The 20,970-nt window shown below is 61.5% G+C and carries 18 protein-coding genes and 1 tRNA gene; 16 read left to right on the top strand and 3 right to left on the bottom strand.

Annotated features, from left to right (window positions below):
- The first annotated feature begins 182 nt into the window (after nucleotides 1-182).
- Nucleotides 183-857, top strand: coding sequence for a DedA family protein (locus tag ANI01nite_RS11250; RefSeq protein WP_141358057.1), 675 nt, complete (start codon nucleotides 183-185; stop codon nucleotides 855-857).
- 103 nt (nucleotides 858-960) lie between these two features.
- Complete coding sequence (locus ANI01nite_RS11245) at nucleotides 961-2,145, top strand: adenosine deaminase (RefSeq protein WP_121866309.1); 1,185 nt, start codon at nucleotides 961-963, stop codon at nucleotides 2,143-2,145.
- Between the two features lie 76 nt (nucleotides 2,146-2,221).
- Here the strand turns inward: ANI01nite_RS11245 and ANI01nite_RS11240 are convergent, their stop codons facing one another.
- The gene (locus ANI01nite_RS11240) at nucleotides 2,222-3,712 is read right to left on the bottom strand and encodes an aldehyde dehydrogenase family protein (RefSeq protein WP_141358055.1); all 1,491 of its coding nucleotides are present in this window, start codon (nucleotides 3,710-3,712) and stop codon (nucleotides 2,222-2,224) included.
- Between the two features lie 110 nt (nucleotides 3,713-3,822).
- Here ANI01nite_RS11240 and ANI01nite_RS11235 point away from each other — a divergent pair, with 110 nt between their 5' ends.
- The 13 genes from ANI01nite_RS11235 (at nucleotide 3,823) to ANI01nite_RS11175 (ending at nucleotide 18,548) form a co-directional block, all read left to right on the top strand.
- Nucleotides 3,823-4,521, top strand: coding sequence for a MazG nucleotide pyrophosphohydrolase domain-containing protein (locus ANI01nite_RS11235; RefSeq protein ID WP_141358053.1), 699 nt, complete (start codon nucleotides 3,823-3,825; stop codon nucleotides 4,519-4,521).
- A 91-nt stretch (nucleotides 4,522-4,612) separates the two neighbouring features.
- On the top strand, nucleotides 4,613-5,893 hold the full coding sequence (gene eno, locus ANI01nite_RS11230; protein WP_038989910.1) for a phosphopyruvate hydratase: 1,281 nt from the start codon (nucleotides 4,613-4,615) through the stop codon (nucleotides 5,891-5,893).
- A 145-nt stretch (nucleotides 5,894-6,038) separates the two neighbouring features.
- Nucleotides 6,039-6,857, top strand: coding sequence for an FtsB family cell division protein (locus ANI01nite_RS11225; RefSeq protein WP_141358051.1), 819 nt, complete (start codon nucleotides 6,039-6,041; stop codon nucleotides 6,855-6,857).
- A gap of 29 nt (nucleotides 6,858-6,886) precedes the next feature.
- Nucleotides 6,887-7,597 carry a DUF501 domain-containing protein gene (locus ANI01nite_RS11220; RefSeq protein WP_141358050.1) on the top strand — a complete coding sequence of 237 codons (711 nt, stop codon included), beginning with the start codon at nucleotides 6,887-6,889 and terminating at the stop codon, nucleotides 7,595-7,597.
- A complete protein-coding gene (locus ANI01nite_RS11215; RefSeq protein ID WP_174787683.1) occupies nucleotides 7,597-8,523 on the top strand; it encodes a Ppx/GppA phosphatase family protein in 927 nt (308 codons plus the stop codon). The genes ANI01nite_RS11220 and ANI01nite_RS11215 overlap by 1 nt, the downstream gene beginning before the upstream one ends.
- Nucleotides 8,524-8,557: 34 nt before the next feature.
- On the top strand, nucleotides 8,558-10,063 hold the full coding sequence (locus tag ANI01nite_RS11210) for a S8 family serine peptidase (protein ID WP_141358046.1): 1,506 nt from the start codon (nucleotides 8,558-8,560) through the stop codon (nucleotides 10,061-10,063).
- Between the two features lie 190 nt (nucleotides 10,064-10,253).
- Complete coding sequence (locus tag ANI01nite_RS11205; protein WP_141358044.1) at nucleotides 10,254-11,621, top strand: NAD(P)/FAD-dependent oxidoreductase; 1,368 nt, start codon at nucleotides 10,254-10,256, stop codon at nucleotides 11,619-11,621.
- Nucleotides 11,622-11,738: 117 nt separating this feature from the next.
- A tRNA-Leu gene (locus ANI01nite_RS11200) sits at nucleotides 11,739-11,820 on the top strand.
- A gap of 297 nt (nucleotides 11,821-12,117) precedes the next feature.
- Nucleotides 12,118-12,924, top strand: coding sequence for a Bax inhibitor-1/YccA family protein (locus ANI01nite_RS11195; RefSeq protein ID WP_083515510.1), 807 nt, complete (start codon nucleotides 12,118-12,120; stop codon nucleotides 12,922-12,924).
- 214 nt (nucleotides 12,925-13,138) lie between these two features.
- Nucleotides 13,139-14,596, top strand: coding sequence for an APC family permease (locus tag ANI01nite_RS11190; RefSeq protein WP_141358042.1), 1,458 nt, complete (start codon nucleotides 13,139-13,141; stop codon nucleotides 14,594-14,596).
- Between the two features lie 192 nt (nucleotides 14,597-14,788).
- Entirely contained in the window at nucleotides 14,789-16,120 is a 1,332-nt protein-coding gene (locus ANI01nite_RS11185; protein ID WP_141358039.1) for an AI-2E family transporter, read from the top strand.
- Nucleotides 16,121-16,123: 3 nt separating this feature from the next.
- Nucleotides 16,124-17,395, top strand: coding sequence for a threonine ammonia-lyase (gene ilvA / locus ANI01nite_RS11180; protein WP_141358037.1), 1,272 nt, complete (start codon nucleotides 16,124-16,126; stop codon nucleotides 17,393-17,395).
- Between the two features lie 151 nt (nucleotides 17,396-17,546).
- Entirely contained in the window at nucleotides 17,547-18,548 is a 1,002-nt protein-coding gene (locus tag ANI01nite_RS11175) for an S-layer homology domain-containing protein (RefSeq protein ID WP_170214632.1), read from the top strand.
- Nucleotides 18,549-18,640: 92 nt separating this feature from the next.
- On the opposite strand, the gene greA is transcribed toward ANI01nite_RS11175, so the two are convergent.
- Together greA and ANI01nite_RS11165 are read right to left on the bottom strand one after the other, a co-directional pair.
- A complete protein-coding gene (gene greA / locus ANI01nite_RS11170) occupies nucleotides 18,641-19,138 on the bottom strand; it encodes a transcription elongation factor GreA (RefSeq protein WP_141358033.1) in 498 nt (165 codons plus the stop codon).
- Between the two features lie 290 nt (nucleotides 19,139-19,428).
- A complete protein-coding gene (locus tag ANI01nite_RS11165; RefSeq protein WP_052253530.1) occupies nucleotides 19,429-19,848 on the bottom strand; it encodes a DUF4307 domain-containing protein in 420 nt (139 codons plus the stop codon).
- 239 nt (nucleotides 19,849-20,087) lie between these two features.
- Here ANI01nite_RS11165 and mca point away from each other — a divergent pair, with 239 nt between their 5' ends.
- The gene (gene mca / locus ANI01nite_RS11160) at nucleotides 20,088-20,954 is read left to right on the top strand and encodes a mycothiol conjugate amidase Mca (RefSeq protein ID WP_052253578.1); all 867 of its coding nucleotides are present in this window, start codon (nucleotides 20,088-20,090) and stop codon (nucleotides 20,952-20,954) included.
- Nucleotides 20,955-20,970: the final 16 nt, after the last annotated feature.

Here is a 20,970-nt window from a genome sequence, read left to right as displayed (position 1 = left end):
CAGAGATTTCCCGGGAACCAAAACGGACTAGTCAAACGTTGGACAAGTTATCTCCTACCTAGGTAGCGGGTGGGAATTGTCCACAACGCCACCTAAGCAGGATGCGGGCGGGTGAGTTCTCGAGCGAAAATGGATAGAAATTCAGCGCATTGAGCGCATTGGGAAAGTAGATGTAAGCACGCATGGAATTAGTCAATGAAGCAATTGCGCAGGCAGCCAGCGCATGGTGGATCCTGCCGTTATTGTTTCTGTTCTGCATGATCGATGCCATTTTCCCAATCGTGCCGAGCGAATCATTTTTGGTTTCATTGGCCGCGGTCGGCGTCCACACCGGAGTTCCCAACCTCATGCTGATCGGCCTGCTGGGTGCCAGCGGTGCCTTGATCGGCGACCAGATCACCTACGCCATCGGGCGGAAAATCGGATCCCGGGGCTTCAAATGGATGCGCGGGCAACGCGCGCAGCGGGTGCTGGCCTATGCCGAGAAAAAACTTGAAACCTCCGGAGCACTGCTGATTTTCACCGCCCGGTACATCCCCATTGGCCGTGTGGCCGTCAACCTGACCGCCGGCGCCACCGGGTTCAGCCACAAGCGCTTCACCCTCTTCGACACCATCGGCGTGCTGACCTGGGCCACCTATTCCATCAGCATCGGCGCACTGGCCGGCAACTGGATGCACGACAACAAGCTGCTGGGAATCATCGTCTCGATTGTCATTGCCGTGGTGCTCGGCTTCGTCATCGACCGGATCGTCAGCTGGGTGTTGGGGCGCCTGCATCGCCGTGCCGAGAAGCGCGAAGAACACGCGGAAGAACGGGTCCGCGAGACCGTGCCGCCAACCGGTGACGAGGGTTAACCTGCAGTATTGACCAGGGTCACATTGCGGCTTGCAGATCTTTACCCGCGGGAGCTGTCAGTTCAGCGAAAATGCGACTAGGCTCAGTGGTGTGACTGAAGAAATGATTCATACTGACTACGATCCCGAGTTCGACTTCCGGGATCTGCCTAAAGTTTCGCTCCACGACCACCTCGACGGTGGCCTGCGCCCTCAGACGATCATCGAGCTGGCCGCCGAGATTGGACACGAGCTGCCAGAGACCGAAGCCGAAGCATTGGGCGAATGGTTCCGTGAATCAGCCGATTCCGGCTCGTTGCCACGCTACCTGGAAACCTTCGAGCACACCGTCGCGGTCATGCAGACCCGCGATGCGCTGATCCGCGTAGCCCGCGAATTCGTCGAGGACCTCGCCGAGGACGGCGTCATCTACGGCGAAGTCCGCTACGCCCCGGAACAGCACCGCCGCGAGGGCCTGAGCCTGGACGACGTCGTCGACGCGATCCAGGAAGGCCTGGACCAGGCCTGCGAGCAGCTCAACGCCGAAGGCCACCCAATGCAGATCGGCCAGATCCTGGTCGCCATGCGCCATGGCGACCAGGGCGTGGAAATCGCCAAGCTGGCCCTGCGCCACCGCGGCCGCGGCGTGGTCGGTTTCGATATCGCCGGCGCCGAAGACGGGTTCCCGCCATCGGCAATGAAGGAAGCCTTCGACCTGCTGGCCGAGAACCTCTTCCCGACCACCGTGCACGCCGGCGAAGCAGCCGGGCTGGACTCCATCAAGGAAGCCATCCTGGTCGGCCGCGCCCAGCGCCTGGGCCACGGCGTCCGCGTTGCCGAAGACATTGAGATCGAGTTCGGCGCGATCGACGAGAACGGCGAAGAACTCAGCGACGATACCGGCCTGGTCTCCCTGGGCCCGGTCGCGAACTGGGTTCGCGAACGCGGCATCCCGCTGGAAGTCTGCCCGTCTTCGAACCTGCAGACCGGCGCCACCGCCAAGTTCGGCGAAGGCATCGAGAACCACCCAATCGACCTGCTGGTCCAGACCGGTTTCAATGTCACCATCTCGCCGGATAACCGCCTGATGTCAGGCACCAGCTTGTCCGACGAATTCGAGCTGCTGGTCGAAGCCTTCGACTACGACCTGGAAGACCTGCTGGATTTGACGCTGAATGCCGCCGAAGCCGCCTTCGTCCCGCTGGAAATGCGCGAGCTGCTGGTCGAGTACATCAACGACTACTACGACAACCTGCTGGATGACGAGGAAGACTACGACGAAGACGAATACGAGAACGTCGCCGACTAGTTCCCGGGATTCAATTCCCAAACAGCGAAGCCGCCCGTGCAGTGCACGGGCGGCTTCGCTGCATCCGGGAGGATGCCTAGAACGGGTACTGCTTCTTGGTGGACTGCACGCCGACCCAGTGGTCGGTGGTGAACTCCTCGATGGCCCATTCGCCGTTGAAGCGGCCCAGCCCCGAATTCTTCTCGCCGCCGAACATCACATGCGGTTCGTCGTTGACCGTGATGTCATTGACGTGGGTCATTCCGGCCTTGATGCCGCGGGCGAAGGCGACGCCCTTCTCCAGGTTCTGCGTGAACACTGCCGAAGACAAGCCAAATTCGGTGTCATTGGCCAGTTGAAGCGCATGCTCTTCGGAGTCGGCCTTGGCGATGCCCACGACCGGACCGAAAATCTCCTCGCGGAACAGTTCCATGCCGCTGGTGACATCGGCGAAGACGTGGGGAGAGACCACCCGGCCAGTAATCGAGCCGGAGAGGACTTCGCGCGCACCCTGCTCGCGGGCGGTGGCGATCTTGCCGCTGACCGACTCAAGCTGCGCATCATTGATGATCGGTCCCACGAGGTTGGCCGGATCCGCGGCATCGCCATAGCCGAGCTTGCTGACCTGCTCGATGAACTTCTCGATGAACGCCTCGTAGACCGGGGCCTGGACGATGATGCGGTTGATTGCCATGCAGATCTGCCCCTGGTGCAGGAACTTGCCCAGGGTCGCGGCCTTGGCCGCTTCGTCGAGGTCGGCATCTTCCAGCACCACGAAGGGCGCGTTGCCGCCAAGTTCCAGCGCTACGCGCTTCATGTGCTCGCCGCTGACCGCGATCTTGCCGACGTTTTTGCCTACCGGGGTCGATCCGGTGAAGGACACCAGCGACGGGGTCTTGTGCGCCACGAAGTAGTCGCCGATTTCCGAACCGGAACCGACCACCGCGTTCAAGACGCCCTCGGGCAGGCCAGCCGCGGAGAACGCCTTGGCCAGGACCAGGGCGCCAACCAATGGGGTGTCCGAGGCAGGCTTGAGCACTACCGCGTTGCCCAGTGCCAGGGCGGGAGCCACGGATCGGGCGGAGAGCAGCATCGGGAAGTTCCAGGGGCTGATGATGCCCACCACGCCGACCGGTTCGCGGTAGACCCGGTTCTCCTTGCCTTCGGCATTCGAGGGAAGGATCTTGCCGTGCACCCGGGTGGGGAAGGTGGCGGCTTCGCGGATGGCGGCGATGGTGCCGCCCAATTCGATGTTCGCCTTCAGATGGGTGGAACCGGACTCGGCAATCAGCAGCGCCAGGATGTCCTTGAAGTTCGCTTGCAGGTAGTCTGCGGCCTGGCCCATGATCTTGGAACGCTTGCCGGGGGAGAGCGCCGCCCAGCCGGCCTGGGCCTGCTCGGCGGCCTGGTAGGCGGCGTCGACGTCGTCGGTCGAGGCCTGGCGGATCTCGGCCAGCAGCGAGTCATCGAACGGGTTGGCCGTGCGCAACACGCTTTCGGACCGCCCTTCAACCCACCGGCCGCCGATGAAGAGCTTGGCTGGAACCTGCTCCAGGAATTCGAGCCGGGCGGTATCTTGGATGGTCATTGGCAATCCTTCGCGTCGTCGGGATGAACTACGGCCATGCTAGCCCGAATAGGCAGTGAATGGGACCGAATCGGCCGCCAGCTGAACACCCGCTTCGATAGCATGGCCATATGCCGGAGAACAGAACGCAACTCGAACAGCTCGCCGCCACCGTCCGGACCCTGCGCAGCAGATGCGCGTGGACCAAGGCGCTGACCCACGAGTCGCTGCGCACCTACCTGATCGAGGAAAGCTATGAGGTTCTCGATGCCATCGCGGAGCAGAACCCGGCCTTGCTCAAGGAGGAGCTGGGGGACTTGTACTTCCAGATCCTGCTGCACTCGCTGATCGCCGAGGAGCACGGGCACTTCGGCCTGGAGGACGTTGCCGAAACCCTGAATGCGAAGCTGCTGCGCCGCAACCGGCATATCTTCGACGAGCAGGGGCAGGTCCGCGAAGACATCATCACTGACATCGATGAAATCATCCGGGTTTGGGATGCGGCGAAGCAGACCGAGCGCGCCGGGCAGCCGAAGAAGCGGAAGAATGCGGGACTGCCCGCCGGGCTGCCTTCCCTGGCGCTCGCGCAGAAATTGCTTGACCGCCATGCCAGGGCCGGGTCGGCGCAGCCTGCTGACGGGCTTGTCACCGAGCAGGTTCGCCAGCGGATCACCGATGAGCAGTCCTTGGCCAATGAACTGATGGCCCTGTCAGCGCGGGCCGAGGAGCTGGGCCTGGACGCAGAGTCGGTGCTGCGCTCGGCCTTGAACCAGCAATACGGCGCGGAACTGGATGACATAACATCGCGTAAATCACCATCGAAGCGCTAGGCTAGAGACAGGCAATGGCGCCGACGGTCTAATCAGCGACCGCTGGTTGGCCTGCCCCAAGACCACCCCTTTCTACAAGGAGTCCATACTCATGGCATTGATTGACGCCATTCACGCGCGCGAAATCCTCGATTCCCGCGGCAATCCGACCGTTGAGGTCGAGGTCCTGCTTTCCGACGGCTCGCACGGCCGTGCTGCTGTTCCTTCCGGTGCATCCACCGGCGCCTTCGAAGCGGCAGAGCGCCGCGACGGCGACAAGGACCGCTACCTCGGCAAGGGCGTACTGGGCGCTGTAGAGTCCGTCATCGACGAGATCGCCGACGAGCTGGAGGGCCTGGACGCCACCGACCAGCGCTCCATCGACGCCGCCATGATCGAGCTGGACGGCACCGCGAACAAGTCCAAGCTCGGCGCCAACGCCATCCTCGGCGTCTCCCTGGCCGTGGCCAACGCCGCGGCAACCAGCTCCAACCTGCCGCTGTTCAAGTACCTGGGCGGCCCCAACGCGCACGTGCTGCCAGTGCCGCTGATGAACATCCTCAACGGCGGCTCCCACGCCGACTCCGACGTGGACATCCAGGAATTCATGATCGCCCCGATCGGCGCACCGACCTTCTCCGAGGGCCTGCGCTGGGGCGTCGAGGTCTACCACAGCCTCAAGTCCGTGCTGAAGGAAAAGAACCTGTCCACCGGCCTGGGCGACGAGGGCGGCTTCGCCCCGAACCTGCCAAGCAACCGCGCGGCACTGGAACTGATCACCGAAGCGATCAAGCGCGCCGGCTACACCCCGGGCCAGGATATCGCCCTGGCGCTGGACGTCGCCTCCTCCGAGTTCTACGAGAACGGCGCCTACCAGTTCGAAGGCAAGGCGCTGTCCGCCAAGGACATGAGCGACTACTACGCCGGCCTGGTGGCCGACTTCCCGCTGGTGTCCATCGAGGATCCGCTGGACGAGGACGACTGGGATGGCTGGAAGACCCTGACCGACGCCATCGGCGACAAGGTGCAGCTGGTGGGCGACGACCTGTTCGTCACCAACCCGCAGCGCCTGGCCGACGGCATCGCCAAGGGCACCGCCAACTCGCTGCTGGTGAAGGTCAACCAGATCGGCACCCTGACCGAGACCATCGATGCGGTGACCATGGCGCAGCGTGCCGGCTACACCACCATCACCTCGCACCGTTCGGGCGAGACCGAGGATGTCACCATCGCTGACATCTGCGTGGCAACCAACGCCGGGCAGATCAAGACCGGTGCACCGGCCCGCTCCGAGCGCGTAGCCAAGTACAACCAGCTGCTGCGCATCGAAGAGGACCTGGGCGCCTCGGCGGTCTACGCTGGCCGCAGCGCGTTCCCGCGTTTCAACAGCTAATATTCAGCAATAGCGAATAAGCTCGTCGGTAGTGGATACCGGCGGGCTTTTCGTTATTTAATGGAATTATCTTGCCAAGTCCACGGCAAGACCGCACGACAAGCACCATGGGAATTGGGGGAGTATGGCTCAGCGACCACCGCGAATGCCTCGCCGTAATACTCCGGATCCGGCTAAAGACGCCACAGTAACCCCGGTTGACCAGGCAAAACACGCCGGCGCGGATTCCCAAGCTGAACCGCCAACCGACGCCTTGCGCATTGTCGAGCCGCAGCCGGCGGCCAAGCAGGCTCCCGCGAAACCTCGCCGGGTGAAGGATGCCTCCTCCGCGCCGAAGCCGAAGAGCGCTGCCGCCAAGCCGAAACAGGGCGCCTCCCCAGCGTCAGATGCGTCACGTGAGCCGAAAAAATTTGCCGGCAACTACGCGCAGAAGCCCAAGGTGCCGCTGCGTGAACGCGCCAAGGAAAAGCAGAGCGAACGCCGCCGCGATGACCGGCTGAAGTTCTCCGCCGCGGTCCGCCGCAAGCCGGGAGAAAAGCCGGTGGACCAGAACCAGGTCCCCGAGGGCGAACCCGTTGCGGCGCACCGTTTTTCCGGCCGCATCGCCGCGCTGATCGTGGTCCTGGCCTTCTTCGCAGTGATGCTGGTGCCGACGGTGAATTTCTACCGCACGCAGATGGCGGAACTGAACGAGCTGCATGCCTCGATCGAAGCGCTGGAGGCGCAGCGCGATGACCTCAAGGAGGAAATCGCGCGCTGGGATGACCCGCTGTACATCAAGCAGCAGGCACGCGAGCGGATAAACTTGGTCATGCCTGGCGAGAAGCTCTACATGGTGGTGGGCGAACGCCCCAAGGATGAAGAGACGCCCGCCGACGGCAATGGAAGCACCTTCGAGGTGCGCCAGGAACTTCCATGGGTTGATGCGCTGCTCGACTCTGTTCGACGTTCTGCCACCGACTAACCACTTTAAACACGAAGAGACCAATAACCGTGACTGAACAGCCAATCCGCGAAGCCCTTGACGCCGCCGGACGAGTACCGAGCGAAGCCGACCTGGACACCCTGTCCCGCCAGCTGAACCGCCCGGTGCGCGATGTGGTGGAGATTGGTGCGCGCTGCGTGTGCGGCAATCCGCTGGTGGCGACGACCGCCCCGCGGCTGTCCTCGGGCATCCCGTTCCCGACCACTTACTACCTGGCGCACCCGGTGATCACTTCGGCTGTTTCCCGCCTGGAGGCGGCCGGGCTGATGAACGAGATGAATGACCGCCTGGGCGAGGACGTTCAGCTGGCGCAGGCCTACGCCGCGGCCCACGAGTCGTACCTGGCCAACCGCGATGCCATCGGCCAGCGCTCGGGCACCGGCGCCGTTCCGGAAATCGCCGGCGTTTCCGCTGGCGGCATGCCGACCCGCGTCAAGTGCCTGCACGTGCTGGTGGGCCACTCGCTGGCAGCCGGCGAGGGCGTGAACCCGCTGGGCGACGAGGCGCTGGCCGCCATCGCCGAGTGGTGGACCAAGGACAAGTGCTACTGCGTTGGCGCGTGGGACACCGAATCCGAGGCGCCGAGCCGTGACCGCTCGCGCCACGTGAAGACCCAGGAACAGCAGGACCCGGAGGCCAAGCGCGCAGAGCGTGCCCGCAAGCGTGCCGAGCGCGAGGCGGCCCAGACGGCCGAGTCCGCCGAGCAGGGTGATGCCTGATGCGCGTTGCCGGTATTGACTGCGGAACCAACTCCATCCGTCTGCTGATCGCCGATGTCGATGCCGATGGCCAGCTGGTCGACGTGCTGCGCACCATGCGCATCGTGCGCCTGGGCCAGGGCGTCGACGCGACCGGCGCCTTCGCATCCGAAGCCTTGGAACGCACCTTCGAAGCCGCCCGCGAGTACAAGAAGCTGTGCGATGAGCACCAGGTGGAAGCGATCCGCTTCGCCGCGACCTCCGCAGCCCGCGATGCATCGAACCGCGAAGTCTTCTCCGAGCGGATCACCAAGATCCTGGGCGTGGCCCCTGAAGTGATCAGCGGCGAGGAAGAAGCCTCCCTGTCCTTTGCCGGAGCGGCATCGGTCCGGGCGGGGCAAAGCGGCAAGTCACTGGTGATCGACCTCGGCGGCGGATCCACTGAATTCGTGCTCGGTGATGCCACCGGCCCGCTGGCGGCCAAGAGCCTGGACATGGGGTGCGTGCGCGTCACCGAGCGCTTCCACCAGACGGGACTGCGTTCGGATGAGGCGCTGGAATTCATGGACAGCACCTTGGAAACCCTGTCCGGAACCGTTGATGTGACGCAGGTGGATGCGGTGATCATGGTTGCCGGCACCTTCACCACGCTCACCGCCCAGGCCCTGGGTCTGAAGCAGTACGAGTCCGAGAAGATCCACGGGGCGCAGCTGAGTTTCGCCCAGATGCGCCAGGCGACCGCAAGCATGCTGTCCTACACCCGGGACGAGCGCGCCGCGCTGGGCTTCATGCATCCTGGCCGCGTCGACGTGATCCAGGCCGGTGCCGCAATTGTCCAACGCATCCTTCATTACCTCGAAAAGGCCAGCGGAAACCGCGAAATGGTCCTAATTGCCTCGGAACACGATATCCTCGACGGAATCGCGGCTTCAGCTGCCGTGGCCTGAACCTGTCATCCAGTCACCGACCCAAGGAGTTGTCTTGAGCTCAGCTTTGCGCGCCAGGAATAGAACGGGCTTGATCAAGCTCAGCTCTCTGCTCGTCGCAGCACTGCTGGCGGCCACCCTGCTCAGCGTGGGCGCTCCGGCCCGCGCCGACAACATGCGCGAGTCCGAGTACTGGCTCGATTCCCTGGGCGTGACCGAAGCGCACAAGACTACCAAGGGCGAAGGCGTCAAGGTCGCGGTCATCGACACCGGCATCGATACCACTCATCCGGATCTGAAGGGTGCTGTGGTCGGCGGTGCGGACATGTCCGGCTCGGGCGGCGAAAAAGGCAACAAGCCGATTGGCGTAATGAGCGAGCACGGCACCCTGGTGGCGACCCTGCTCGCAGGACGCGGGAACAACAAGGGCGAGATCAAGCGGATCAAATCCGAGAACGAGCGCTTGAAGGCCGCGTGGGAAAAGGCCAAGAAGCACGCCGAGGAAGAAGACGAGGACATTCCCGAGGAGCCTGAATACGAAAAGGTTCCCAAGCTGAAGAGCGGCAAGGACGGCGTGCTCGGCGTCGCCCCGGCAGCGGATCTGCTGTCAGTGTCGCTGTGGATGGGCGAGGGCAACCCGTCGAAGATTCCGGTGGAAACCCAGATTCCCCGCGCGGTGAAGTGGGCCGTGGATTCCGGAGCCAAGGTCATCAACATGTCCCTGGGCTCCACCAGCCCGGCGTGGCCGGAAAGCTGGGATGACGCATTCAAGTATGCAGAAGACCATGACGTCGTCATTGTCGCAGCGGCGGGCAACCGTTCGGGCGGCATGAGCCAGGTGGGCGCCCCGGCGACCATTCCCGGGGTGCTGACCGTGGCCGGCGTCGATACCAGCGGCAAGGCGTCGCAGGATTCCTCGACCGAAGGCATCTCCATCGGCGTGGCGGCCCCTGCCGAGCAATTGGTCGGCGGCTTGCCGGATGACGGCTACGCACGCTGGTCGGGCACCTCCGGCGCGGCCCCGCTGGTGGCCGGCGTGGCAGCGCTGATCCGCTCGCAGTACCCGGAGATGAAGGCTCCCGCGGTCATCAACCGCATCCTGAAGACTGCCAAGGACACCGGCGCACCCGGCGTGGACAACCTCTACGGCTACGGAATCATCGATGCCCAGGCTGCGGTGACGGCGACCGTCCCTGCAGTTTCGGAAAACCCGCTGGGCACGATCAGCGAGTGGATCCGAGTGCATCGCCGCAACACCGAGAAGACCACCGATACCCCGGCTCCGGGTGTTTCGATGGAGAAATCGGACCTCAAGCAGGTCGCTGCGCCCAAGCCGATCCTTCCGGACGACTCGGCACCGGCGCTGCAGCCGGTGCTCATCGTGGGCGGGGGAGTGCTCCTGCTGCTGGTGCTCATTGCCGGCTCCACCCAGACCCTGGTGCGCCGCCGACGCGAGAAGGCCGCGGCGCAGCTCGGTTCGGCGTCGTTGAGCTCGCTGCAAGTCCCGGACCAGTCAGATGGACGGGACCTGTTCGACGAGATTCCCGAGGAAGAGAAGTAAATAGCGTTTCCAGCGGGGTGGATCCTGAAGATCCACCCCGCTTTTGCACGCTTTCCATCCGTTAATTCGACGCCTGGGGGCACGTTGTGCCGGTACGAAGTTCCGCAGCCTGGCGAAGACGTGACACACCGAACGAAAATAGTTAGTGAATGTTTTCACTAACTCGGAAAATCCGCGTAGAATCAACAGTATGTCGATCATCGAAACCTCCCAGAAGCGTCCGCGCATCCTGATCGTCGGCGGTGGCTACGTAGGCCTGTACGTCGCGATGAAGTTGCAGAAGAAGGTCAAGGCACACGGCGGCATCGTCACCGTTGTCGACCCGAACCCCTACATGACTTACCAGCCTTTCCTGCCAGAAGTTGCAGGTGGCCAGATCGAGCCACGCCACGTTGTGGTCTCGCACCGCCAGCACTTGAAGCACTCCGAGCTGGTCAACGGCAGCGTGCTGAGCGTCGACCACGCCAACAAGAAGGCCGTGATTGCTCCGGTCAATGGCGAGCAGTTCGAGCTGGAGTACACCGACATCGTGATGTCCGCTGGTGCGGTTACCCGTACCTTCCCGATCTCCGGCCTGGCTGAAACCGGCATCGGACTGAAGACCATCGAAGAGGCCGTCGCCCTGCGCAACAAGGTTGCCGAGCGCATCGAGTCCGCTTCGAACATGACTGATCCAGTGGCCCGCAAGCGCGCACTGACCTTCGTCGTTGTCGGTGGCGGCTTCGCCGGCATCGAAACCATCGCAGAGCTCGAAGACATGGCTCGCCACCTGATCAAGCTCAACGACCGCATTGACGAAAAGGAAGCACGCTTCGTTCTCGTCGAGGCCATGGGCCGCATCATGCCAGAGGTCACCGCCGAGCAGGCCGAGTGGGTTGTCGAGCACCTGCGCAGCCGCGGCATCGAGGTACTGCTGAACACTTCGCTGAACAACGCTGAAGAAGGCAACCTGGAACTGATCAACATGGCTGACAAGTCCCCAGCGGGCGAGTTCGGTGCAGACACCCTGATCTGGACCGCTGGCGTCATGGCCAACCCGATGGTCCGCTCCACCGATTTCCCGATCGAGCAGCGCGGCCGCATCGAGACCCGCACCGACCTGCGCATCAAGGACGCCAACGGCGAACCGCTGGAAGGCGCCTGGGCAGCCGGCGACATCTCGGCAGTCAAGGACGTTACCGGCGGCCTGCCAGACGGCACCTGCGTTCCGAACGCGCAGCACGCTGTGCGCCATGCCAAGCTGTTGGCGAAGAACCTGTATGCTGCCCGCTACGGCGTTGGCACCATCAAGGAATACAAGCACAAGAACCTCGGCGCGGTCGCCGGCTTCGGCAAGAACAAGGGCGTTGCCAAGGTTGTCGGCATCAAGCTCAAGGGCTGGCCAGCATGGATGGCGCACCGTGGCTACCACGGCATGGCCATGCCAACCTTCGAGCGCAAGTTCCGCGTTGTCGGCGACTGGCTGGTTGCGCTGTTCTTCAAGCGCGATGCGCTGCAGCTGAACAACCTCGAAGCGCCACGCACTGCTTTCGAGGAGTCGGCCAAGCCAAAGAAGTAGGCTTGGGACGCAGATGATCGACGATGATGCGAGGGGCCAAGCGATTGGCTCCTCGCATGCGTCAGCAAAGCTGAATTTTCTATTTGCTTTGCCGATCACGTAAAATTTGAGAGTCCTGCCCCTATGGTGGAATTGGCATACACGGCTGACTTAAAATCAGCTGCCGAAAGGCTTGTGGGTTCGAGTCCCACTGGGGGTACAGAGTAAGGCCGACGTGTTCCGGATTTTCCGGTCCGCATCGGTCTTTTCTCTTGCCGTCAGCAAGGGCACGTTCGCCGTCCACCCTCCGGCATCGTTCCTCGACCATATTTTCGTCTTACGCAACCATGATGCTGGAAGTTTCAAGAATATCGCTGAGAGAGTAGTTTTTCCTCGGGAAATTGCCCTATATCATCCTTCCGACTGAGTGATTTCACAGCAATCCTCAATAGGATTAAGCAAAAGATCTTCAGCTAGCCAAGCGGCTGGCGAATTCGCAATCTATAGGGGAATGACATTGGGCAATCCAATTTTTGGTTCTAGCAGCCGCTCCGATGCTTGGGGAACCAAGCCTGGAAGTCCTGTTGGATTCCGCGACACCGAAAACATGAGCGCAGACCAGCTGAATCAGATGTACCAGCAGCCTGCCGCAACCAGCGCCGACACTGGCCGCATGACCATCGGTGACACTATCAACAAAACCGTGTTCTGCCTGGCCTTGGTTGTCGTTGGCGCCGCGATTGGTTGGGTCATGCCGGCACTCATGCTGCCAGGCGCCCTGGTTGGTTTCGTCCTCGGCCTGGTTAACGCTTTCAAGAAGCGCCCATCTCCAGTGCTGATCCTCCTGTACTCTGCAGCCCAGGGCTTGTTCCTCGGCGGTCTGTCCGGTTTCCTCGAGAACATGCAAGGCATGCAGGGAATCGCGATCCAGGCTGTGCTTGCGACCCTGTGTGTTGCCGGCGTAACCCTGGCGCTGTACCGCTCGGGCAAGTACCGGATGACGCCTAAGCTGAACAAGATGTTCATGATCGGCATGGTCGGCCTGATCGTCTTCTCGCTGCTCAACATGGTCCTGATGCTCACCGGCGTGATCGACGGCATGTTCGGCATGCGCGGTGGCGTGCTCGGCCTGGTTATCGGTGTCGTTGCCGTACTGCTGGCAACCTACGCACTGGTTGCCGACTTCACCATGATCGAGGAACTGTCCAACCAGGGCGCTCCGGCCATCATGGCTTGGCGCGGTGCCTTCGGCCTGACCATGACCCTGATCTGGCTGTACACCGAAATCCTTCGCATCCTCGCGATCCTGCGCGGCGACGACTAGCCGCAGCAGCACAGCTTGCAAGGACCAGCGCCCATTCAGGGCGCTGGTCTTTCTGCATTAAGCGGCTGTTCAAATATGAATCCAATATGTACTGCCGAAACCGCCAATGCGATGGAAAATGACAGCTGATTGGGCAGCTACGCGAATCCTTGGTTAGATTTCCCTGTAGCTATTCAGTTATCCAACTCACAGTTATTTTGACAGGAAGAGCGCAATGGCAGTCGAGCAAGCAGAAGGAAATTCGCCGGGTCTGGTGAAGTCCCTGGGCAACCTGGATGCCCTGGCCCTGGGGTTCGGAGCGATGATCGGCTTCGGCTGGGTGGTGCTCACCGGTGGATGGCTGGATAACGCTGGCACCATGGGTGCTGTGCTGGCCATGGTCGTTGGCGGTGGCATCATGGCTGTCGTCGGCTTGACCTATGCCGAACTGACCGCGGCCATGCCGAAAGCCGGCGGCGAGCACAACTTCATCCTGCGTGCTTTGGGAGCCAGGCCGTCATTTATCGGTTCCTGGGCGATCACCGGCGGGTACGTGACCATCGTGGCTTTCGAAGCGGTCGCCTTGCCACGGACTGTGGAATACATCTTCCCCGGCATGAGCCGGATTCCCCTGTGGACCATTGCCGGTTTTGAAGTAAACCTGACCTGGGCATTGGTCGGCGTGCTGTCGGCAATCATCATCACCTGGATCAATATTCGCGGCGTGAAGCAAGCCGGGGTGCTGCAGACTTTCGTGGTGCTGTTCCTCGTGGCCATCGGCCTCTTGATGATAGCCGGGGCCTTTGCCGGTGGCGAAGCCAAGAACATGGAACCGTTCTTCACCCCGGGAACCAGCGGGTTCTTTGCCGTACTGGTGGCCGTGCCCTTCTTGTTCATCGGCTTCGACGTGATTCCGCAGTCTGCCGAGGAAGTGAAGATTCCGGCCAAGCAAATTGGCAAGCTCGTGGTCCTCTCCGTCATCCTGGCCACCGTCTGGTACGTGATGGTCGTCCTGACCACGTCCTCGGCGATGCCGGCAGCGCAACTGGCCGGAGCCGACATTGCAACGGCGGATGCGTTCGGAGCCTTGTTCGGTTCGGATCTGATGGCCAAGGTGCTGATCGCCGGCGGCATCGCCGGCATCCTGACCTCGTGGAACTCGCTGCTACTCGGAGCCTCCCGGCTGGTCTACTCGCTGGCCCGCAGCGGCATGCTCCCATCCTGGTTCGGCAAACTGCATCCCAAGTACCGCACCCCGGCCAACGCCCTGGTCTTCATCGGCGGAATCTCCATGCTGGCCCCATTCTTCGGTGCCGAAATGCTGGGATGGCTCGTTGATTCGGGAGCGCCAAGCATCATCGTTGCCTACTTCCTGGTCTCGGTCACCTTCCTGGTGCTGCGCAAGCGCGAACCGAAGATGGACCGGCCGTTGCGCGTCGGCGGCACCGGAAATGCTGGAGCGGTCATCGGCTGGATTTCGGTCCTGCTTACCGCTGCGCTCTTCAGCCTGTACATGCCGGGCATGCCTGCATCATTGAGCTGGGAACCATGGGCCATCTTCGCCATCTGGTGGGCCTTGGGCGCAATCTACTTCTTCAAGGTGCCAGCCGGTATCAAGCCCGGCGAAGACGCCGAGGAAAAGGTCCTTGAAGCTGTCATGCGCCGCCGGAGCAAGGGTGCGCGAAACGCCTGATGAACCGTGGCTTCCACGCCCCATGTCCAGGATCGGGCGGCCTGCGCAATCTGGTTACCTGCGGCGGAGTGAAATACACATATTGAATTAGATTTCTAGGACCAGTGCCCATATCGGGCACTGGTCTTTGGAATTTGTCACAATTGAGACATGGATCAAGACGCTGTCTGGCAAACGCGATAGCGTAGTTCCATGAAAAGCAGCCGGTTGGAACGTCTACGCCGTATTCGTGTCTCGCTTCCGAGCAAGCCGGCGGAAATCCCTGCCGCAACGAGCCCAGACCTGACGGATTTCAAAAGCGCCGAGGACATGCCCTACGCAGTGCGCATGGCAGCCGCGTGGGCCTGGCGTTTCTTGATCATCGTCGCGGCCGTGGGCGTACTGGTGTGGGCGCTGTCAAAAGTCTCCCTGCTGGTCATCCCGGTTCTCGTCGCGGCGCTGCTGGCCGGGCTGCTCTCACCGGTCGTGAACACGATGAACCGCAAGCTGGCGGTGCCCCGCGGGTTGGCCGTCGGCATTACGCTCATCGGGTTCCTGGCGCTCGTTACAGCTGGACTCTCGGTTGCAGGGCAAAAGCTCTCAGCCGGATTCACCGCCCTGTGGACCCAAGCCCTGTCGGGCATCGAGCAGGTCCAGGGTTGGCTGTTCAACGGCCCGCTCAAGCTGACCAATGACGACCTGCAAAACGTGCTGGACGACGCCCTGGTCCAGCTTCGCGGCAATGCCACCAACATCCTGAGCGAGGCCATCAGCTGGACTTCGGCGATCGGGCAGATCCTGACCGGCACTTTGCTGGCAGTCTTCGCGCTGATTTTCCTGCTGCTCGACGGACGCAAGATCGGCTTGTTCCTGGTGAACCTCTTGCCGCGCCGCGCCCGCCCGGCGATGGACGGGGCCCTGACCCGCGGCTGGGGGTCGCTGGTCCGCTACGTGCGCGTCCAGATGGTGGTGGCGCTGATCGACGCTATCGGCATCGGGTTCGGCGCCTTCTTCCTCGGCGTGCCGCTGGCGATGCCGCTGGGCGTGCTGGTCTTCGTCGGCTCCTTCATCCCGATCGTCGGTGCGCTGCTTACCGGCGCCCTGGCAGTTTTGCTTGCCCTGGTCGCCAATGGCTGGATCAACGCGCTGATCATGCTGGCCGTCGTGCTGCTGGTCCAGCAAGCCGAATCCAATATCCTGCAGCCGCTGATCATGGGCAAGGCCGTGAGTCTGCATCCGCTGGCCGTGGTGCTGGCGGTAGCCGGCGGCACGATGCTCGCAGGCATCCCGGGCGCGCTGTTCGCTGTTCCGCTGCTGGCCGTGCTCAACGCCGTGATCAGGTATCTCTCGCACAGATCATGGGAGACCGATGCGCACGTCATCAAGCTCTACGGCGAGCAGATTATCAAGGCGGGTTCTGCAAAGAATCCGCCGGTAAAGAACCCAGCCCCAGCAGTCCCGCCGGCCGATATCGACAGCCCGGCTGCCACCCCGCAAACTTCGCCGGAGCTCCGGCATCCTGAAACAAAAGCAGATGAGGAATAATCCATGAGCACTGAAACTACTTTGCCGGTCACCTTGGCTGACATCGAAGCCGCAGCGAAGGTTCTCAAACCGGTTATTGCCCGCACGCCAGTAGAGCACTCTCGCGTGCTCTCCCAGCACCTGGGCTCGGAAGTTTTCCTCAAGTGCGAGAACATGCAGCGCGCCGGCTCCTTCAAGGTCCGCGGCGCCTATGTGCGCATTTCCAAGCTCAGCGACGAGGAAAAGGCCCGTGGTGTGGTCGCGGCCTCGGCAGGCAACCATGCCCAGGGCGTGGCGCAGGCAGCCAGCCACTTGGGAATCAAGGCACGCATCTACATGCCGCGCGGTGTTGCGCTGCCCAAGCTCACCGCCACCCGCGACCACGGCGCTGAAGTCGTGCTCTTCGGCGACACCGTGGACGAGGCATTGGCCGAAGCCCAGCGCTTCGCCGATGAATCCGGCGCGGTCTTCGTGCATCCTTTCGACCACCCGGACATCATCGCCGGCCAGGGCACCATCGGCCTGGAACTGCTTGAGCAGCTTCCAGAGGTGGACACCGTGCTGATGGGCGTGGGCGGCGGCGGCCTGCTGGCCGGCGTGGCCATCGCGCTGAAGGAAAAAGCCCGGGAACTGGGCCGCGAGATTAAGGTAGTCGGCGTGCAGGCGGAGAACGCCGCAGCCTACCCGCCATCGCTGGCCGCTGACGCGCTGGTGCCGCTGGATACCGTGCACACCATCGCCGACGGCATCGCCGTGGGCAAGCCGGGCCAGCTGCCCTTCGCCATCATCAAGGAACTGGTCGATGACGTGGTGACCGTGTCCGAAGATGCGCTGGCCCGCGCCCTGGTGGTGCTGCTGGAACGCAACAAGCTCGTGGTGGAACCTGCCGGCGCGGTGGGCGTGGCAGCTTTGCTGGAGAACCGTCTGGAAGAGCACGGCATCAACCCGGCAACCACCGCGGTCATCCTCTCGGGCGGCAACATCGATCCGCTGCTGATGCTCAAGGTGATCCAGCGTGGCCTGTCAGCGGCCGGCCGCTTCTTGACCATACGCATGATGCTTCCAGACCGCCCCGGCTCGCTCGCGCAGATCTCCAACATCATTGCCGAATCGGATGCGAACGTGACCCGCTTGGACCACACCCGCATCGGCGGTTCGCTGTCCATGGGCGACGTGGCGATCACCATCGATCTGGAAACCAAGGGCCATGAGCACTCCAAGCAGGTGCTCAACAACCTGCGGGCCGAAGGCTTCGACCCGCAGATCACCAACAACGCCGGCGGCTCCGTGGCCTAAAGGCCGCTGAATGCAGAAAATCCCCAGAACAGCTTGGAGAAGCTGGTCTGGGGATTTGTTCGTCTATACTCCCATTAATCAATTAGACTTTTATTTGAAAATGGGGCTCTGCCCAGGGTCCTTGTTCCACCGTGCATATCGAGGAGATTTCATGGATTGTCTTTCCCGCAGGTCATTTCTAACGGCGGCGATTGCTGTTCCGCTAATCGCTACAGCAAGCGCTCCATCCGCATTGGCCCAAACCTCGGAGTTCGGCGATTTGGTATTGGAGATCAATCCTGAAGTCGATAGAAGGCAATTCTTTACCGGCGAACTTTCCGCAAAAATCTATGAAAACGGAATAGCTGTCACTAGACGCGGACTGACGATGGCCCGTAAATCGAAAGCCGCCATGGCTAAGCTTTGGCGTCCATCATTCGGTTTCCCCACAGATGATATTAGTTATCAAAGCAACGGCTCCTACTATCAGGAATTTACCGGCGTAACAACTTATTGGTCGGGCGGAGATTTTATAGGATCGGAAACGATCCACCCATCAGCTGAATGGGAAACGAACACTTTCAAAGATGTGCCGGAAAGCCATGACCTGTACCGGTACGTGGAGATTCTCTCCAAACTGGGAGTTACTAATGGCTGGCCCGACGGAACCTTCCGCCCGCAGGCACCTGTACTGCGTGATGCGTTCGCCGCATTCTGCTACCGCATCAACGGGTCGCCTGCTTACACTCCGCCTAATGCCTCTCCATTCAAGGACGTTGCGCGAGACAACATTTTCTACAAGGAGATTTGCTGGCTACATGCCCAAGGCATCGCGAATGGATGGCCAGACGGCACATTCCGGCCATTGGCTCCAATATTGCGCGATGCCATGGCGGCGATGTTGTACCGGATGACTCCAAAATCGGTCTATTCATTTACACCCCTCGCGGAGAGCGGCTTTCGGGATGTAGCTAAATCCAATTTGTTCTATCGCGAAATCGAATGGATGCGTGCTACCGGAATCTCAACGGGCTGGCTGACCGACTTCGGCGAATACGAAGAATGGTATGTAGAGTACAAGCCTTTCGCCAAGGCGACACGTGCTGAAACAGCCGCCTTCTTGGTTCGGTGGTTCGATCTGTTCGGCGATCGAAGGCTGAACGTGATTTCGTAAACGCGGCGAACCGGGTGGTAATCGTCCTGAACGCAGAAAATCCCCAGAACAGCTTGGAGAAGCTGGTCTGGGGATTTCTTTTGCTCAGGCGCTTACTTTGCTCCGTAAGGCTTGGCGGAGATGATCTCGACCTTGATGTCGCGGCCGTTTGGAGCCAGATACGACAGCTTGTCGCCCACCTTGGCGCCGTGCACGGCAACGCCGATAGGGGACTGCTCGGAGTAGACCTCGAGGTCGGTGTCGCCGGCAACTTCGCGGGAGCCGAACAGGAAGGTGGTTTCGTCGCCTGCGATATTGGCGACTACCAGCATGCCAGGCTCGACAACTCCGTCATCGGCAGGAGCTTCGCCTACGTCGGCGCGACGCAGCAGATCCTTCAGGTACAGGATGCGGGCTTCGGCCTTGCCCTGCTCTTCACGAGCGGCGTGGTAACCGCCGTTCTCCTTCAGGTCACCTTCCGAACGTGCCTGCTCGATACGGGCAACGATCTCGGCACGTCCCGGGCCTGAGAGGAAAGTCAGTTCGTCCTGGAGCCGATCGTAGGCTTCCTGAGTCAGCCAAACGACAGGTTCGTTGCTGTTGGTGCTCACGTTGTACTTCCTTTGGTCAGTAGGGACTTCGCTCTGCCTTGGGAACCTGCAACAGGTCCTAAAGCCGAACGCCACCGGAACGGTGGCGTCGACGAAGTCGGATTCGGTACGGATCTGCGGGCTCGCACGTTATTGGAGATGCAAGCAAAGACCCCGCTAGGCTCATGTCCTTTTGCTTTGCTAGAACCATGCGCCGATGCGGGGCGAAACGTATCTTTTCAACGATAGTAGTCGCCAAAACGCTTTAAGCCCAATAGATTCAGCTATTAGGGGATGAACAAGCTGAAATGTTAACCCTTGTATTCTTGCGGAACCTCGTAGCAGGACTCCACGCCAACGGTGGTCGCAAGGTTATCGGTGTGCAGGTCGACATCCAGGCGCTGGGTGATGTGCCCGGTAGCTTCTCCTGGATCAAGCAAGACGGTTTCGTAACCGACAATCGCCTTGGATTCATTCATCGCTCGAATGTCGCACTGCACGCGGTGCTTGGCGTTGTATTCAACCGCGACAATGGCCTTGGCCTGGGTTGCGGAAACGACCTCGAACTCGATGTCCTGCGCCTGGATGGCAGTGTAATTGCTGAAGCCGAAATAAGCGGCCCCGGCAACGCCGACGGAGAGCGCGGCAGCAATCAGCCAATTACGCGTTTTCTTAGGAAGACTGCGTTTCTTGGGGTTGTTGTAGCGAGCCGTTAAGCTTGGATCAGACATTACTTGCCTTGCACCACTCTCTTGCCTGGCGGAATTTGAATAGGGAATGCCGTATAGAGGTTCCCTGCTCAAGTTTACCGTCTTTCGGCATGGGGGAATAACCGGTGGTCGGCTATGAGTTGTTATGGATGACGGGCAGATTTGAGGCTTCGGGCTGTCCAAAAACGTGGCATAAGGAAAGAAGATAAGTGGAGATTCACGACGTGAAGAAAATTGCTCCTTCGCAGGGTCTGCGGCTCATGGCTATTCACGCGCACCCGGATGACGAATCTTCGAAGGGCGCCGCAACGATGGCCGCCTATGTCGATGCCGGCGCCGAGGTCATGGTCGTTTCCTGCACCGGCGGAGAGCGCGGAGATATCCTCAACGCCGCCGCTGGCGAACTCGCCCATGCGCACCGCGACCTCGCGGGCGTTCGTCGCACCGAAATGGCCGAGGCCGCTGCGGTCCTGGGCGTCAAGCACCGCTGGCTGGGCTACGTCGACTCCGGCCTGCCGGAAGGCGATCCGCTGCCCGAGCTGCCTTTTGGTGCCTTCGCCTTGCAGCCAGTTGAAATCGCCGCTGCCGGGATCATCAAGCTGATCCGGGAATTCCGTCCACATGTCATCACGACCTATGACGAAAATGGCGGCTACCCCCACCCGGACCATATCCACTGCCACAAGGTTTCCACCTTTGCCTTCGAGCATGCGGCCAATCCTGAAATGTACCCGGAGCTGGGCGCCCCATGGTCGGTCAGCAAGCTGTACTACGACCGTGCCTTCGCCTCGGATCGCTTCCGCACCTTGCACTACGCGATGCTGGAAGCCGGCTACGAATCCCCGTACACCGAGCGCGTTGCGCAGTGGGAAGCAGACGAAGGCAACCAGATGTTCAAGTGGGTTTCCCCACACACCACGACCACCCAGATCCACTGCGCAGACTTCTTCTCGCAGCGCGACCAGGCGTTGCTGGCGCATAGAACCCAGATTGATCCGGAAGGTTTCTTCTTCGCCGTGCCGGAACACGTCTACGCGGAGCATTGGCCGTGGGAGGACTACACGCTGATCTCCTCCAAGGTAGCCACCGAGTTGCCCGAGACCGACCTGTTCGCCGGACTAAGATAGTACTAAGCGCTTTTCC

This window comes from Glutamicibacter nicotianae (genome assembly GCF_006539525.1).
GTDB lineage: Bacteria > Actinomycetota > Actinomycetes > Actinomycetales > Micrococcaceae > Glutamicibacter > Glutamicibacter nicotianae.
The sequence above is the reverse complement of the archived record's forward strand: the minus strand, read 5'-3'. Positions and strand labels throughout refer to the sequence as shown.